17 protein-coding genes and 2 pseudogenes are annotated in these 14826 nt (G+C 71.3%); 6 read left to right on the top strand and 13 right to left on the bottom strand.

Annotation, left to right across the window (positions count from 1 at the left end; all coding sequences use genetic code 11):
- Positions 1-240: pseudogene (locus tag ACTWQE_RS30935) on the bottom strand (ABC transporter permease); the annotation flags it as partial.
- A 377-nt stretch (positions 241-617) separates the two neighbouring features.
- Positions 618-1190: pseudogene (locus ACTWQE_RS30930) on the bottom strand (hypothetical protein); the annotation flags it as partial.
- 154 nt (positions 1191-1344) lie between these two features.
- On the opposite strand from ACTWQE_RS30930, the gene ACTWQE_RS30925 reads away from it, so the two are divergent.
- The 5 genes from ACTWQE_RS30925 to ACTWQE_RS30905 all read left to right on the top strand — a co-directional run bounded on the left by ACTWQE_RS30925 (position 1345) and on the right by ACTWQE_RS30905 (position 6750).
- A complete protein-coding gene (locus ACTWQE_RS30925) occupies positions 1345-1893 on the top strand; it encodes a hypothetical protein (RefSeq protein WP_443332397.1) in 549 nt (182 codons plus the stop codon).
- Positions 1868-3253 carry an ABC transporter substrate-binding protein gene (locus ACTWQE_RS30920; RefSeq protein WP_443332396.1) on the top strand — a complete coding sequence of 462 codons (1386 nt, stop codon included), beginning with the start codon at positions 1868-1870 and terminating at the stop codon, positions 3251-3253. The genes ACTWQE_RS30925 and ACTWQE_RS30920 overlap by 26 nt, the downstream gene beginning before the upstream one ends.
- A gap of 161 nt (positions 3254-3414) precedes the next feature.
- Complete coding sequence (locus tag ACTWQE_RS30915) at positions 3415-4686, top strand: glycosyltransferase family 4 protein (protein WP_443332395.1); 1272 nt, start codon at positions 3415-3417, stop codon at positions 4684-4686.
- Complete coding sequence (locus tag ACTWQE_RS30910; protein WP_443332394.1) at positions 4683-5642, top strand: hypothetical protein; 960 nt, start codon at positions 4683-4685, stop codon at positions 5640-5642. Before ACTWQE_RS30915 ends, ACTWQE_RS30910 begins: the two co-directional genes overlap by 4 nt.
- Positions 5643-5769: 127 nt before the next feature.
- Complete coding sequence (locus ACTWQE_RS30905) at positions 5770-6750, top strand: helix-turn-helix transcriptional regulator (RefSeq protein ID WP_443332393.1); 981 nt, start codon at positions 5770-5772, stop codon at positions 6748-6750.
- Positions 6751-6789: 39 nt separating this feature from the next.
- Here ACTWQE_RS30905 and ctaD read toward each other — a convergent pair whose 3' ends face one another.
- From ctaD to gvpO, 11 genes are all read right to left on the bottom strand, one after another.
- The gene (gene ctaD / locus ACTWQE_RS30900; protein ID WP_443332392.1) at positions 6790-8481 is read right to left on the bottom strand and encodes an aa3-type cytochrome oxidase subunit I; all 1692 of its coding nucleotides are present in this window, start codon (positions 8479-8481) and stop codon (positions 6790-6792) included.
- 275 nt (positions 8482-8756) lie between these two features.
- The gene (locus ACTWQE_RS30895) at positions 8757-9041 is read right to left on the bottom strand and encodes a gas vesicle protein K (protein ID WP_443332391.1); all 285 of its coding nucleotides are present in this window, start codon (positions 9039-9041) and stop codon (positions 8757-8759) included.
- 8 nt (positions 9042-9049) lie between these two features.
- On the bottom strand, positions 9050-9247 hold the full coding sequence (locus ACTWQE_RS30890; RefSeq protein ID WP_443332390.1) for a gas vesicle protein: 198 nt from the start codon (positions 9245-9247) through the stop codon (positions 9050-9052).
- A complete protein-coding gene (locus tag ACTWQE_RS30885) occupies positions 9244-10056 on the bottom strand; it encodes a GvpL/GvpF family gas vesicle protein (protein ID WP_443332389.1) in 813 nt (270 codons plus the stop codon). Before ACTWQE_RS30885 ends, ACTWQE_RS30890 begins: the two co-directional genes overlap by 4 nt.
- Positions 10053-10403 (bottom strand): gas vesicle protein, encoded by a 351-nt coding sequence (locus tag ACTWQE_RS30880; RefSeq protein ID WP_443332388.1) that lies wholly within the window; start codon positions 10401-10403, stop codon positions 10053-10055. The genes ACTWQE_RS30885 and ACTWQE_RS30880 overlap by 4 nt, the downstream gene beginning before the upstream one ends.
- 36 nt (positions 10404-10439) lie before the next feature.
- Complete coding sequence (locus tag ACTWQE_RS30875; protein ID WP_443332387.1) at positions 10440-11567, bottom strand: SRPBCC family protein; 1128 nt, start codon at positions 11565-11567, stop codon at positions 10440-10442.
- The gene (locus ACTWQE_RS30870; RefSeq protein ID WP_443332386.1) at positions 11560-12192 is read right to left on the bottom strand and encodes a DNA primase; all 633 of its coding nucleotides are present in this window, start codon (positions 12190-12192) and stop codon (positions 11560-11562) included. The genes ACTWQE_RS30875 and ACTWQE_RS30870 overlap by 8 nt, the downstream gene beginning before the upstream one ends.
- Positions 12189-12479: a gas vesicle protein GvpG gene (locus ACTWQE_RS30865; RefSeq protein ID WP_443332385.1), complete on the bottom strand. Its 291-nt coding sequence runs from the start codon at positions 12477-12479 to the stop codon at positions 12189-12191. Before ACTWQE_RS30865 ends, ACTWQE_RS30870 begins: the two co-directional genes overlap by 4 nt.
- Positions 12479-13213 carry a GvpL/GvpF family gas vesicle protein gene (locus tag ACTWQE_RS30860; protein ID WP_443332384.1) on the bottom strand — a complete coding sequence of 245 codons (735 nt, stop codon included), beginning with the start codon at positions 13211-13213 and terminating at the stop codon, positions 12479-12481. Before ACTWQE_RS30860 ends, ACTWQE_RS30865 begins: the two co-directional genes overlap by 1 nt.
- Positions 13210-13644: a gas vesicle structural protein GvpA gene (locus ACTWQE_RS30855; RefSeq protein ID WP_443332383.1), complete on the bottom strand. Its 435-nt coding sequence runs from the start codon at positions 13642-13644 to the stop codon at positions 13210-13212. The genes ACTWQE_RS30860 and ACTWQE_RS30855 overlap by 4 nt, the downstream gene beginning before the upstream one ends.
- Before the next feature lie 44 nt (positions 13645-13688).
- Positions 13689-13991: a gas vesicle protein GvpO gene (gvpO, locus tag ACTWQE_RS30850; protein WP_443332382.1), complete on the bottom strand. Its 303-nt coding sequence runs from the start codon at positions 13989-13991 to the stop codon at positions 13689-13691.
- Positions 13992-14533: 542 nt separating this feature from the next.
- Between gvpO and ACTWQE_RS30845 the strand changes: the two genes are divergently transcribed.
- Positions 14534-14746: an I78 family peptidase inhibitor gene (locus tag ACTWQE_RS30845; protein ID WP_443332381.1), complete on the top strand. Its 213-nt coding sequence runs from the start codon at positions 14534-14536 to the stop codon at positions 14744-14746.
- The last annotated feature ends 80 nt before the right edge of the window (positions 14747-14826 follow it).

Genomic DNA, 14826 nt, shown 5'->3' with positions numbered 1-14826 from the left:
CAGCAGTCCGAGTCCGGGCGCGACGACCAGCAGGCTCATCGCGGCGGCGGCGGCGAGGGGCCAGTGCCATTCGACGGCGAACTGGCGCATGGCGTACGCCGTGACCATCGCGACGGCGCCCTGCGCGAGGTTGAGCACGCCGGTGGCCCGGTAGGTCACGATCAGGCCGATGCCGGTCAGCGCGGCCGCACTGCCGATGGCAATTCCGGCGAGGGTGAGCTCGTAGCTGAGCGACCCCACGGTCACGCCTCCTCCGGCGGTGGCCCACCGCGGTGGTCGGAGCGCCTGTCCCGCGTCCCCGCCCCGGGCCCCGCCTCATGCCTGGGCTCGGTCCCGGCTTCCTCGTCGAACGGGGGCCCTGCCCAGGGCCCTGTCTCATGCCTGGGCTCGGGCCCGACCCCGGCCTCCTCGTCGGGCCGGGCCTCCGCCTCTGGTCCTGCCTCGGCCTCCTGGCCGGGCCTCGCCTCCGCTCCCGACCTTGCCTCGGTGTCCTCCGTGTCGAGTCGGGTGTCCGCCGCGGGGGTGGCCTCGGTGTCCGTTTCGGGTCGGGCGTCCGCTTCGGGCCGCGTCTCGGTCTCCGTATCGGGCGGGGCATCCGCTCCGGCCCCCGTACCGGCGCCCGGACCCGGCCCGGTGGCCGGGGGGAGCTCCGGTTCGCACACCGGGCAGGGGGCCAGACCCTCCCGCCGGTCCGCGCGCCTGACGGCGAAAGCCTGGGATTTGCCCGCGACGAGCGGGCACTCGGGTCGGTGCAGCAGGCTGCCACCGGGGACCGCGAGCAGCGGTTGCCGCCCCGTCAGCTCCTCCGGGTGTCCCGCCGCGGGGGAGCGGTCTCCCGGTGGGGCCCTGCCGGAACCGGCCTCACCCGCATCCGAGTCCGGGCCCCGGTCCGTACCCTCTCCGGCCCCGCCGGAAGTGTCCTCGTACGAGACGAGCAGCCGGTGCAGCTCCTCCACCCGCTCCGCCGCCAGTCCTTGTTCGCCCCGGGCCAGCAGCACGGCGCCGGCCACGATCAGCGCGGCCCCCGGCACGGTGCAGGACGCCAGATACGGGATCTGCCGCTCGGCGAACCGCTCGCCCGACACCCCGTACCAGCCCACCGCGCACAGCACGGCTCCGCTCGCGAGCGACAGCCAGCCGGCCCAGTGCATGGCCGCCCTCGCCCAGGAGCGCTGTCGTGCTGTTCGCATCCGGCCCCCTCGAGGTGTCCGGTGGCCGAGCCATCGGGCTGGGCATCAGGTTCGGCATGAGTCCCGGTAGGTGGCTCATGCACGATCCTGTGCATTTCACCCGATGAGTTGCACTATGCCCCGTTGAGCCACACCCTGAAAACATCGATCAGTCTTGCCCCGACTACACGTGGTGGTGAGCCGGATGGTCCTTGGCGGACACGCACGGACAGCGGCGTGGACAGCGGCCGGGGTCCTCTTCCTGGGCGGCGTGGCGGCCGGATGCGGGGACGGCGGCGGGGGCAACGGCGAGCCCTCCCCGACGACCTCGAGCCCCTCGGTCACGCGCGGAACTAGCGGGCCGGCCGATCCCCGGGCGGCTGAGCAGCAGATCAGAACGGCCTGGCAGAAGTTCTTCGACCCCGCCACTCCCGTCGAGGAGAAGACGAAGCTCCTGCAGAACGGCGAGCAGTTGCAGCCGCTGCTCCAGGCGTTCAGCGGCGACCAGCGCGGCCGGCAGGTGGCGGCGAAGGTCAACAAGGTCACCTTCACCTCGCCGACCAGCGCCGACGTCACGTACGACCTCACCCTGCAGGGCGCGACCGCTCTGCCGAACGCCTCCGGGACCGCCGTCCAGGAGGGCGGGACGTGGAAGGTCTCGGTGAAGAGCCTCTGCGCGCTGGTGTCGATGAGCGGCAATGAGGTCAGGGTTCCGGGCTGCTGAGCGCACCTGGGCGGCGGCTCTCCTGGGGCGTGTTTCACAGCACGCCCTCGCAGGGCTGCTGGCGGCCTTCCTCCTCCTGAGTGCCGCCTGCGGCAGCCGCCTGCCGGAGGGGGACTTCCGGACGGACGGGCCGTCCGGTGAGGAAACCCGCTCCGCCTCGCCCCGGCCCGGGGGCGGCGAACCCGTCAAGGTCGGCATCATCACCAGTGCCACGAGCCCGGTCGGCGGGGCCGCCTTCACCGGGCCGCGCGACGGTGCCCGGGCCTACTTCGCCGCGCTCGACGCGAAGGGCGGCCTCGGGGGACGTCCGGTCGAGGTCGTCACCTGCGACGACGGCGGCAGCGGTATCGGCAACAACGACTGCGTCCACCGGCTGCTCGACGAGGACAAGGTCTTCGCGCTCGTGGCCACCACGGCCCTGGACTACGCAGGCGCACCCCGGGTCAGCCGCGCCGGGGTCCCCGACATCGGCGGCCAGCCCATCGGCCCCGCCTATGACACCTATCCGCACCTCTACGGCATCTACGGCAGCCAGGCACCCCGCGAGGGCGGCAAGCCCGGCTGGAACGGCACCCTCTACGGCGGCACCGAGGTGTACCGCTACTTCAAACGCCAGGAAGGCGCCCGCACCGCCGCCGTCGTCTTCTACAACCAGGCGGCCTCCACGGCGTACGCCCGCCTCGTCACCCGCGGTCTGAAGGCCGAGGGGTACCGGGTCGTGCCCGAGGAGGTCGACTTCGCCCTGCCCAACTTCCAGGCGGTCGCCGCCGATCTGCACTCCCGCGGCGCCGACCTCGTCTTCGACGCGATGGACACGCACGGCAACGCCCGGCTCTGCCAGGCGATGGACGAGGCCGGGGTCCGGGTCACGGCCAAGGTGACCAATGTCCAGAACTGGTCCGACGCGGTGCCCGAGGACTACAAGGACGCGCCGGCCTGCCGCAACGCCCTCTGGGCGACGGGTTCCAGCCGTAACTACGACGACACCGGACATCCGGCCGTACGGGAGTTTCGTGCGGGAATGCGCGGACAGCCGGGAGGCGACACGCTGTCCCAGTGGCAACTGGAGGGGTGGGCAGCCGCCATGTGGTTCACCGACGCCGCCAGGTCCTGCGGAGAGCGGCTCACGCGCGCGTGCGTGGAGCGTTTTCTGACGCGAGACCAGCCCTACACCGCACGCGGGTTGTTGCTGCCGGTGACGTTCACGCCCTCGCCGGAGCCTCCCACGACCCGGCGCAACTGTCTGTCCGTCGCTCGTTGGAGTGATGACGCCCGGGGTGGCGACGGCGGCTGGACCACGCAGGGTGGTGAAATGACCCACAACTGCTACAAGGTGCCGCAGCTGCCGTACAGACCCTGATGTGCGGGCAATCAAAAGTTCCCGGTCTCCACTACCGATGTCATATCTCTTCTGGAACAAGACGGTGATGGAGGCCAACCCGGTGCCCGGTGGCGGGGTCTTACCAATCGGTAGGCGGACGAGGCGGACTGTCCGCGGGGAACGGTGGGATACGGGGACGGATGCATATCTCTTTCCTGATTCACAACGCGTACGGCATCGGAGGAACGATCCGGACGACCTACAACCTGGCCCGCACGCTCGCGGAGCAGCACGACGTGGAGATCGTCTCGGTCTTCCGTCACCGCGACGAGCCCGTGTTCGACGCCGGCCCGAAGGTGCGGCTGAGCCATCTCGTCGACATCCGCAAGGACAGCGCGGGCTACGAAGGCGACTGTGCCGAGCACCGGCGGCCGGCCCGGGTCTTCCCCCGGGCGGAAGGCCGCTACGCGCAGTACAGCGAGCTCACCGACCGGCGCATCGCCCGGCATCTGCGCACGGTGGACGCCGATGTGCTCGTGGGGACCCGGCCCGGCCTCAATGTGCACCTCGCCCGTCAGGCCCGGCGGGGCCCGGTGCGGGTCGGCCAGGAACATCTGACCCTCGACAGCCACTCGGACGATCTGCGCAAGGAGTTGCGCGGCCTCTACCCCCGGCTCGACGCCGTGACCACGGTCACCGAGGCCGACGCCGGCGCCTACCGCCGCAGGATGCGGCTGCCCGGCGTACGGGTCGAGGCCGTGCCCAACAGCGTGCCGGAACCGGCCGTCGAGCCCGCCGACGGCTCGGGCAAGTGGGTCGTCGCGGCCGGCCGGCTCGCCAGGGTCAAGCGCTACGACCTGCTCATCCGGGCCTTCGCCACCGTCGCCGCCGAACGGCCCGACTGGCGGCTGCGGATCTACGGCGGTGGCGCGGAGAAGGACAAGCTGCGCCATCTGATCGACAAGCTCGGCCTCTACAACCATGTGTTTCTCATGGGGCCCGCCCACCCCATCGAGCCGGAGTGGGCCAAGGGCTCGATCGCCGCGGTCACCTCCAGCCTGGAGTCCTTCGGCATGACCATCGTCGAGGCGATGCGCTGCGGCCTGCCGGTGGTGTCCACCGACTGCCCGCACGGACCCGGCGAGATCATCGACAACGGGGTCGACGGACTGCTGGTGCCGCCGCGCGACGCCGACGCCGTGGCCGGCGCCCTGCTGCGGCTGATCAACGACGACGACCAGCGCCGGCGGATGGGCCGGGCCGCCCTCCGGGGCTCCGCCAGGTTCGACCCCTCCGAGGTCGCGGGGCGCTATGAGTCGCTCTTCGCCGACCTCGTCGCCGTGGCCGGCCGCGGCAGTGCCCGTGCCCGGTTGCGTGGTTCGCTCCACCGCACCCGGGGCGCGCTCCTGGGCGGGGCGTACGCCGCCCGGGACGTGGGCCGCGCCGCTCTGCGGAAGGGCCGCACCGCATGACCATCTCCGCCGTCCCCGTCGGCGGCGGCACCGACCGGTCCGCCGCCCCCCGGCCCGCCGTACACAAGGAGCCCTCTGCCGTGCCCGTCCCTCCCCAGGCCCCGGACATGCGCAACCCCGTCACCGACTGCATCGCGGATTCCGCTGGCGGCCTCACCTTCGACCTCGCCGCCGGGGACGTCTACCGGGCGGCGGACACCTGGGACGCGGCGCTCCTCCTGCGGCGGCGCGGTGGCCAGGACGCCGAGGAGGTGGCCCTGCCGCTGGGGCCCGCGAGCGGCGGTCGGCTGCGGGCCGTCCTGCCGAGCACCGTCACCCTGCCCGAGGGCCGCTGGGACGCTTTCGTGGCACGGGGCGAGGGCGACCCGGAGCGGTTGGCGCCGGGCGTCCTGGACCTCCGGTCGCTGGTCGACCGCCGCCCCGACCCGGACCGCCCCTCGGTGGCCGTCCGCATTCCCTACCCGACCAAGCACGAGAACCTCTCGGTCCGCAGCTGGTTGCGCGCACCGCACGCCGAGGCGGGCGAGATCCGACTGACGGACGACGCTGTGACCGTGCAGGGGCGGCTGTACGGGGTGGAGGCGGGCCCCGGCGCGACGGCCGAGGCGCGCAGCCGCCGCGATCCCTCCCTGATCCGTACGGCGCCCGTGTGCACCGAGGGCGCGACCCGCGGCGGAGGCTCCGACCGGCTCTTTCAGTTCACGCTCGGCTACGAGGAGCTGGCCGAGGTGTGGGAGGGCGGCAGCCACCCGTGGGACCTGTGGCTGCGCCCGGCGGCCGGGGCCGAGCCGGTGCGGATCGCCCGGATCCTCGACGACGTGCCCGACAGGAAGCACATCTTCAGCTACCCCTTCCGGCCGCTGGACGCCCCGTACGGGCCCGTCGAGGCCGGCCCGTACTACACGGTCGACAACGATCTGGCCGTGCGGATCGACCCCGCGGGCGCCGCCGGTTAGGGCGTCTCCTCTCCCGGGTGCGCGGCGCGTTCCCGGGCCCGGGGAGGCACCGGCTCCGCGCACGCTCGTACACTCCGGCAACCCGTGCGGACGGCAGTTGTCCTCGAGTGCGGGGAGACTCGGAACCATGTTGGAGACTTCGGCACGGCTGCTCCGCCTGCTGTCACTGCTGCAGGCCCGTCGTGAATGGTCCGGCGCGGACCTCGCCGAGCGCCTCGGGGTGACCCCCAGGACCGTACGCCGGGACGTGGACCGGCTGCGGGAGCTCGGCTATCCGGTGCACGCCAGCCCAGGCACGGGCGGCGGCTACCAGTTGGGAGCGGGCGCCTCACTGCCGCCGCTGCTGCTGGACGACGGGGAGGCCGTCGCCGTCGCGGTCGGGCTGCGGACCGCGGCCGGCGGGGGGATCGAGGGCATCGAGGAGAGCTCCGTGCAGGCCCTCGCCAAACTGGAACAGGTGCTGCCCTCCCGGCTGCGGCGGCGCGTGGAGGCGCTCAACGCCTTCACCGTGCCGATGCTCGGCGGCCACCGCGGCCCGACCGTCGAGGTGGGGACGCTGACCGAACTCGTGCACGCCTGCCGGGACCGCGAGAGGCTGCGCTTCGAGTACCTCGACCACGGCGGGACGGCGACCGGGCGGCTCGTCGAACCGCACCGGCTCGTCTTCACGGAGCGGCGCTGGTATCTGGTCGCCTGGGACGTGGACCGGGCGGACTGGCGTACGTTCCGGGCGGACCGGCTCACCCTCAAGCCGCCGCACGGCCCGCGCTTCGAGCCGCGCAAACCGCCCGCGGAGGACCTGGCCGGCTATGTCGCGCGGGGGGTCTCCACGGCGGCGTACGCCGTGCAGGCGGTCGTGGTGCTGCACGCGTCCGCGGAGGAGGCGGCGCGGCGGATCTCCCCGTCGGCCGGAGTGCTGGAGGCGGTCGACGACCACACCTGCCTGCTCCACACCGGGGCGCACACCCTGGATGTGCTCGTGGTGCATATCGTCCTGATGGGCTTCGACTTCGAGGTGCGGGAGCCGCAGGAGCTCAACGAGCGCATCGGGGAGGTGGCGGGGCGGCTCGGCAGAGCCCTGGACGCGGTGGCCGTGACCGAGCGCTGACACCGCCTCGGACGGGACCCGCTCCTGTGGGGTGCGGGCTCACTCCTCCCACTCGGCGACCTTCCGCTCCCTTCCCGGCGGCGGCTGTTCGAGCTGCGCCACCTCCGGGTAGTGCAGATCGAAGGCGGGCGCCTCGGAGCGGATACGCGGCAGTGTCACGAAGTTGTGGCGCGGCGGCGGACAGGAGGTCGCCCACTCCAGCGACCGGCCGAACCCCCAGGGGTCGTCCACCTCCACCGTCCGGCCCTGCTTCGCCGTCTTCCAGACGTTGTAGAGGAACGGCAGCGTGGACATACCGAGCAGGAACGCCCCGATCGAGGAGACGGTGTTGAGGGCGGTGAAGCCGTCCGCCGCCAGATAGTCCGAGTAGCGGCGCGGCATTCCCTCCGCGCCCAGCCAGTGCTGCACCAGAAAGGTCGCCTGGAAGCCGATGAACAGCGTCCAGAAGTGAATTTTCCCCAGCCGCTCGTCGAGCATCTTTCCGGTGAATTTGGGCCACCAGAAATAGAATCCGGCGAATGTCGCGAACACCACCGTCCCGAAGACGGTGTAGTGGAAGTGGGCCACGACGAAATAACTGTCCGTGACGTGGAAGTCCAGTGGGGGAGAGGCCAGCAGGACGCCGGTGAGCCCGCCGAAGAGGAACGTGACCAGGAAGCCGGTCGCCCACAGCATCGGGGTCTCGAACGACAGCGAGCCGCGCAGCATCGTGCCGGACCAGTTGAAGAACTTGACGCCGGTCGGCACCGCGATCAGGAAGGACAGCAGCGAGAAGAAGGGCAGCAGCACCGCGCCGGTGGCGAACATGTGGTGCGCCCACACCACCATCGACAGTCCGGTGATGGCCATCGTCGCGGCGACCAGCGTCACATAGCCGAAGATCGGCTTACGGGAGAACACCGGCAGGATCTCGGTGATGATCCCGAAGAACGGCAGCGCGATGATGTAGACCTCGGGATGGCCGAAGAACCAGAAGAGGTGCTGCCACAGCAGCGCCCCGCCGTTCTCCGGCTGGAACACCATCGCTCCGAAGCGCCGGTCCGCCTCCAGACAGAGCAGCGCGGCCGCCAGCACCGGGAAGGCCATCAGCACCAGGATCGACGTGAAGAGGGTGTTCCAGGTGAAGATCGGCATCCGGAACATCGTCAGTCCGGGGGCGCGCATACAGATGATGGTGGTGATGAAGTTGACCGCTCCCAGGATCGTGCCGAAACCGGCCAGCGCCAGCCCCATGATCCACAGGTCCGCGCCGATCCCCGGCGACCGGGCGAGGCTGTTCAGCGGCGCGTACGCCGTCCAGCCGAAGTCGGCGGCCCCGTCCGGTACCAGCAGGCTGCCGACCACCATCAGCCCGCCGAAGAGGAAGAGCCAGTACGACAGCATGTTCAGCCGGGGGAAGGCGACATCGGGGGAGCCGATCTGGAGCGGCATGATCTCGTTGGCGAAGCCCGCGAAGGTCGGTGTGGCGAACAGCAGCAGCATGATCGTGCCGTGCAGGGTGAACGCCTGGTTGTACTGCTCGCTCGAGACGATCTGCAGCCCGGGGCGGGCGAGTTCGGCGCGCATCAGCAGCGCCATCACCCCGCCCGCCAGAAAGAAGCCGAACGACGTGATCAGATAGAGGTGGCCGATCTTCTTGTGATCGGTGGTGGTCAGCCAGTCGACCGTGATCTGCCCGGGGGTCCGTACCGGTTCGGGGGCCGTGCTCGCCTGCTCGGTCCGGCTACTCATCGACTCCCCCTCGCGTGTCGTGGTGCAGGCTCTCGGGCTGGTGCTCCACCGGCACGTTAAGCCCCCTTCGCCGGGTTCGCTCGGCAGCACGCCGCAGTGCGGCACGGTGCCGCGCCCCGGTCGAGCACGGGTGCGCGGCGCATGAGGCACATGCATCGCCGCGGTGGGACAACGGCGCAACCCCCGCGGTGAGGCATCCGTCATGATGCGCGCGCACACCCCGGATCGCGAGAGGGCGTCACCGGTCCTGTCCCCCCTCCGCCGCCGTCCGGCCCTCAGTCCCGGGGCAGCAGCGGCCCGAGCGGACCGAGGTCGATGTTCAGGTCCTCCGGCTCCAGACCGAACTGCTGCCGGAGCTCCTCCATCCGTTCGGCCAGAAGCATCAGCGTCAGCCCGATCCGCTCTTCCTGGTTCTCCGTCAGGTCGCCCTGGTCCACCCGGCGCAGCGCCTGTCGCTCCATGAGCTGGCGCAGCAGCTCGACCAGGGTGAGCACCAGACGCATCAGATCGCGCTCGACGGTGTCCCGGTCCAGCTCCAGCCGGTTGTGCGTACGCTCCACGCGTCCCGTCACTCCTCTCCCTGCTCCCACGGTGACGGCACGTTCTCGTTCACCGAACTGATCAGCGCGTGCAGATCGATCCGGACCAGGTCGACATCGGCGATCCGCAGCGTGAGGTCACCCGCGACGACCACCCCGCCCGCGAGCAGCCGGTCCAACAGGTCCACCAGCGCGATCTGCCGCTGGGCCAGCGGCTCGGCACTCACCTGAGCTCCTCCGCCGAGGATGCGTCCCCGCCGGGCCCCGAAGCGACGCCGGTGAAGGAGTACGGCGCCCAGGGCCCGGTCAGCTCGACCCGCAGCCCGACGGCCCGGTCGGCCAGCTCACCCACGAGCGCCGCGAACGCCCCCGCGTCCTCGCGGGGTACGAGATACGCGCCGTTGAGGATGTTCTGGCCGGTCGCACCGGACAGTTGAGCGTCCTGCGGCCGGTGCAGCCGGGTGTGCTCGGCGAGTCCGCTCAGCGCCTCATGGGCCTCCCGGGCCCCGTCCTCGGCCTGCCGCCGGCTGTCCTCCCGGGCCCGCCGGTACTGCTGCCGCAGCCGCAGATAGTCGCGTCCGGAGCTGGGGCGTGCGGTGCCGTTCACCGCCGCGGAGCCGTCCGCCCCCGAGTCCGGGCCGATGTCGGCGTACATCTTCACGCCCCACTCGTCCCGCCCGTCGAGCGCGGCGAAGGCGGACTCGAAGCGCTCCCGGTCCGCCGCCAGCATCCGGCGCACCCCCTCCTCACCGCGGCATACGGTCGCGAGCCGCAGCGGCAGCGCGCATCCCATGGCGGCGACCGCGTCCACCACCTGCTGATGGCTGCGGGCCGTCAGCTCCAGCCACCGCATGTCCTCCAGATGCGCGCGCAGCGGCTCCTCCTCGAAGTCGGCGGCGGGCACCGGGCTGACCACGGCCGCGATCCCGTCCTCGACCACCGTCGTCACGGGTGCGCCGCCGACGCCCTGCAGATCCTCGGGCAGCCGGTCCGCCGCCCGGACCACGGCGTAGGCGTACTCCAGCGGCTCGGTCATGACCTGTCCTCCCGCTCCTCCAGCTGCTCCCGCTTCTGGAGCTGCTCCCGGCGCTCCAGGGTGGCGATCCGGTCGCGCAGCTCGTTGTTCTCGGCGGCCAGCTCCCGGCCGCGGGCGCCCGAGGACAGCGCCGGGTCGTGCTCCCACCAGTCGATGCCCATCTCCTTGGCCTTGTCGACCGAGGCCACGATGAGCCGCAATTTGATCGTGAGCAGTTCGATGTCGAGCAGGTTGATCCGGATGTCACCCGCGATCACCACGCCCTTGTCAAGTACCCGTTCAAGAATGTCCGCCAGATTGGCGCTGCTGCCGGAGGAGCCGTACGACTCGGGCAGGGTTCCCGTCATGCTGGTCGTCCTCTCCTCGTCGGCCGCCGTCGGAGGTCAGCGGGGAGCGCCGGCGCGCTCCGGCTCCTCCGCCACGACGTCTTCCTCTTCCTCGTCCTCGTACTCGTCCTGGCCGTCGTGATACTCGTCCTCCGGGATTTCCTCGTCCTCCGGGGTCTCCTCGTCCTCCTCCACCGCTTCCGGCTCGTCCGTGTACGTGTCGTCGGCCGGCTCCTCGTCCTCGTCCGCCGCGTCGGGTCCCTCGGGCTCGTCCTCGAACTCCTCGTCCCGCGGCTCGCCGTCCTCGGCACCGCCCTGTTCGTGCTCCTCCTCGGCCAGAGCGTCCTCATGGCTGAGCACGACTTCGCCGTCCCGGATCTCACCGCGCCACTCGCCCGTCGCCTCGCCGCGCATCATGACGAAGCGGCGGAAGTGCTTGAGGTCGAGGCGGGCCCGGCGGCCCTGGGCGCGCCAGATGTTCCCGGTCTTCTCGAACAGTCCCTTCGGGTAGTACTCGATGACCAGCAGCACCTTGGTGAGGTTCTCGCCCAGCGGGTGGAAGGTGACCACGCCCTTGGTGGTGCCCTTGGCCCCCTCCGAGGTCCAGGCGATGCGCTGGTCACGGATCTGTTCGGTGGTGTCGGCCTTCCAGCTGCGGGTGGACCAGAAGATCTTGGCGCGCCAGTTGGAGGAGGTGTCGTCGGCCGACTCCACGCCCTGCACGCCCTTGACGAAGGTGCTGAACTCCTGGAACTGCGTCCACTGGTTGTAGGCCTCGCGCACCGGCACGCCGACGTCGATGTCCTCGACGATCGACACGACCTTGCCCGTGCCGCCGCCCTTGCGCTTGCCGCCGCCCAGGCCCTGGAAGGCGTCCTTCACCTTGTCTTTGAGGTGCGACGCCCCGATCTCGACGGCGGAGCGCACCGGGCCCTTGCCCTCGGCGAACTTCTTGCCACCTTCCCGGGCCAGATGGAGCAGCCCGGGACCCTGGCCCTCGGCCATGTCGTTGAGCTTCGTGGTCGCCCCGCCGAGCTTCTGGCCGGCGGATATCAGCAGACGCTGCGCCTGGGCTGCGGCGAACGCGGCCGCTTCCTGCTTGAGCCGGTCGGTGGCGGGGCTGCCCGCCACGGTGTCCTTCAGGGCCGAGACGGGGCCGCCGCCGCTCTTCGCGGTGTCAGTCACGGTCGCCACCTCCCATACGCCGGGTGGCCGTCCGCTTGGCGGCACCGGCGGTCTTCTTCGCGGCCGCCGCCTTCTTGGCGGGGGCCTTCCTCGCGGCTGCCTTCTTCCCGGCCGCCTTCTTGGCCGGGCGCTTGCGCCGGGGCCGTTCCTCCTGCTCCGGCCCTTCGCGGCCCGCCTCGTCCTTGCCGCGGGCCTCGTACGCGTCGTCCCCGGGCTTCTCGTCGGCCCGGTCCTCGCTCTCGTCCCCGGCCCGGTCCTCGCCCTCGTGCGCGTCGCGGCCGTCGGCCGGGCCGCCGGTCAGCCGGCCCGTGTCGATCCGGTCGCGGACGTCGAGCGTCCTGTCGTGCAGGCGGTCGGCGAAGGAGTCGAGCTGCCGGGTGACGAGTGCGTTCGTCGCGGCCTTCCCCACACCCCGCAGGTCCTTGCCCAGCTGGTCGCGGACCTCCGCGAGCTGCGGATTCGCCTTCATCTGGTCGGAGAGTGTCCCCAAGAGCTGCTGCGGGGACAGGTTGAGCCGCTTGCCCAGGACCATGCTGCCGACGCCGATGGCCAGCTTGGCCTTCTTCGTACGTCCCAGCACATAGCCCGCGGTCACGGCCAGCGCCACTGCCAGCCGGTTCGTCATCTGCTCTTCCCCTCGTCGTCGGGGAGCGGGAGCCCGCTCCCCGGTGCCGGCGCGCGCCGCTGCTGGGCGACCTCGAGACGGTCCAGCAACTCGTCCTCGCGCCGGTCGAACTCGGCCTCGTCGATCAGACCCTGGTCCAGCTGCTCCGCCAGTGCGCTGAGCTCGCGCTGGACGGCCGAAGGGTCGTAGTACTGCCGTTCCGCCTCCGCCACCACCTGCCGCAGCACCCAGCCCGCTCCGCGGACGGGGGCGGCGGGCAGGAGGAGGATCTCGCCGATGAGGCCCATTACGCGGTCGCTTGGACAGTCGTCACGAAGCTGTACGGCGGAAGTGGTCCCGTCGCGTGGAGATCCAGCTGCGGATTGGCCTTCCGGAACTCCTCGATCGCTTCGAGGAACCCGGCCGCCTTCTCCCGGTCGAGCAGGAAGGAGAGGTTGACCAGCCAGCCGGAGGTCTCCGGCCCGGGGCTGTGCTGCTCCGCGTGCGGGGCGAGCGCTTCCTCCACGGCCTTCGCGTCGTGCACCTCACGGGCCTTGACGCCGCCCGCCACCAGCTCACCGAGCCGCAGCCGGTCCTGGTACGAGCCGCCGCCCGATGCGCGGTTGGCCTCGGTCAGCGCCCGCACCTCGGAGTTCTCCTCCACGACCAGACGCAGTACCGCCTCCTCGTGGTGGACGGCCTTCACGTTGTACTCGACGCGGCCGTCGAGCCGGCCGAGCTGCTCCGCGTAGTGCTCGGCGTGCTCGGTGAGCACGGTCCGTACGGCGTCGTCGTCGGCGGACAGGCTGCCGAACCGCAGCGGCAGGACGGCGCCCGAGGCACCCACCTCCGTGAGCACGTGCTGGTGCGCCAGCAGGTCACGCCGCTTGGGCCGCAGCTCGGCCGGGGAGTCGCTGACCACCGCGGCCAGGCCGCCCGCGTGCAGCGTACGGACCGGGTTCGGCGGGTCCCCGATCCCGGCCAGACCGTCGGGGAGCTCCTGGTGCCCGGCACGCACGATCCCGTAGACATACGTGCTCATTCCGACTCCTCCTTCCGGCGGGAGGCGGTGGTGCGCCGGGTCCTGCGCGCGGGCTCCTTCTCACGGTCGCCCGCCTCGTCCTGGCCCTGCTTGAATGCCTCGGAGAGGGTCTCGGCGGCCCCGGACAGCGCGCCCTTGGACTTGCCGCGCGCTCCGGACTCGGTCATCTCGCCGACGAGATCGGGCAGGCCGGGGTTCTTGTGGGGGCCTGCCTCCAGGTCGAGCCGGTTGCAGGCCTCGGCGAACCGCAGATACGTGTCCACGCTCGCGACCACGACGCGCACGTCGATCTTGAGTATTTCGATGCCGACCAGGGAGACTCGGACAAACGCGTCGATCACCAACCCCCGGTCGAGAACCAGTTCCAGGACGTCGTACAGGCCGCTGGTACCGCCTGAACTCCCGGTCTGCTGTGCCGGGACAACGGACATAGTGTGATTCTTCCTCTCTTGAGATCGTTCCGGTGCGCGGTGGACTACCTCCGGTCGGAACGGCCGCGTTCGTAACGGCGGATCCGGCGGTAGCCGGTCAGCGTGCCGTCGCGGTCGGTCTTGATCTCGTAGGACGCCATCAGGCTCATCGTGTCCGGCACCCGGGCCAGCTCGAGGATCTCCGCCTCCACGATCCAGCCCTCCTCGGTGCGTTCGAGCCGGGTCACGGCCTCGGCTCGAAGACCGGTCAGCTCGGCGAGCTGAGCACCGGCTCTCCGTAGGACGTCCAACGCCGGGGGACTGTCGTCCGCTGCGCTCTTCTCTGGGTTTTCTGAAGTCTCTGCCATGGCTGCCTCGCTGCAGCGGGTACCACGATTCGCTCCGTGCAAACCTGCAGTCAGAGACGGCTGAATTCCCCTGAGCAGCCCCGTTGTTCGCCTTTTCCGGAGAATGCGAGGCGGCGCCGAAGCAGTGTCGGAGCCACGCGGAAAAGGTAATTGAGCTGCGCTTTCCGGGTGGGTGCCAAGGGCCGCTGAGGCTCGTACGAGGGTGGGTGGAAGCGGCGCGTCCGACTGCACGGGCTGTGACAGAAGTGTGACTACCGAGCCGTGTCCGGGGCGGTCTTCGAGGGCCCGCCCGGGGCCCCGAGGGCCCGCCCGGGGGTCCCCGAGGGAGAACCGGAGGCCCGGTGGCACCGCGTCGCGGCGGCCGACTCGTTCACCGCCGCCGCTGGTGCTGTGACCGGGACGGTTCACCGGCTCGCGACGCCCGGCACGGCACTCCCCCAGCTACCGCTGGGTGAGGTCCCCCCCGGCCGAAGGCTGGGGGAGTGCCCCCACTCGCCCGGCTGTGCCTGCCGACGGTCACGGGCGGGCCTACGGTGGCCTCCATGAACAACATCTCGAACCCCCCGGAGCCGGACGACGACCTCGAGGCCTATGTCGGACTCGAGGGGGCAGCTGCCGAGGAGAGGGCGCGGCGGCGCGGCTGGACCACCGTCCGCACGCTTCCGCCTGACGCGATCATCACCATGGAGTACCTGTCCGGCCGTATCAACCTGGCGGTCAAGGACGGCACCGTGGTCCGCTGCTGGAAGGGCTGACCGGGCGCGGACGCCACCGGGTCCGGTGGCCCAACGGCGGCCGGTCCCGGCCGTCGGCCGCGTGTCCACGCAGGCCCTCC

Source organism: Streptomyces sp. 8N706 (assembly GCF_052245415.1).
Lineage (GTDB): Bacteria > Actinomycetota > Actinomycetes > Streptomycetales > Streptomycetaceae > Streptomyces.
Note: the sequence above shows the minus strand (reverse complement) of the source record. Positions and strands in the feature narration are given on the sequence as shown.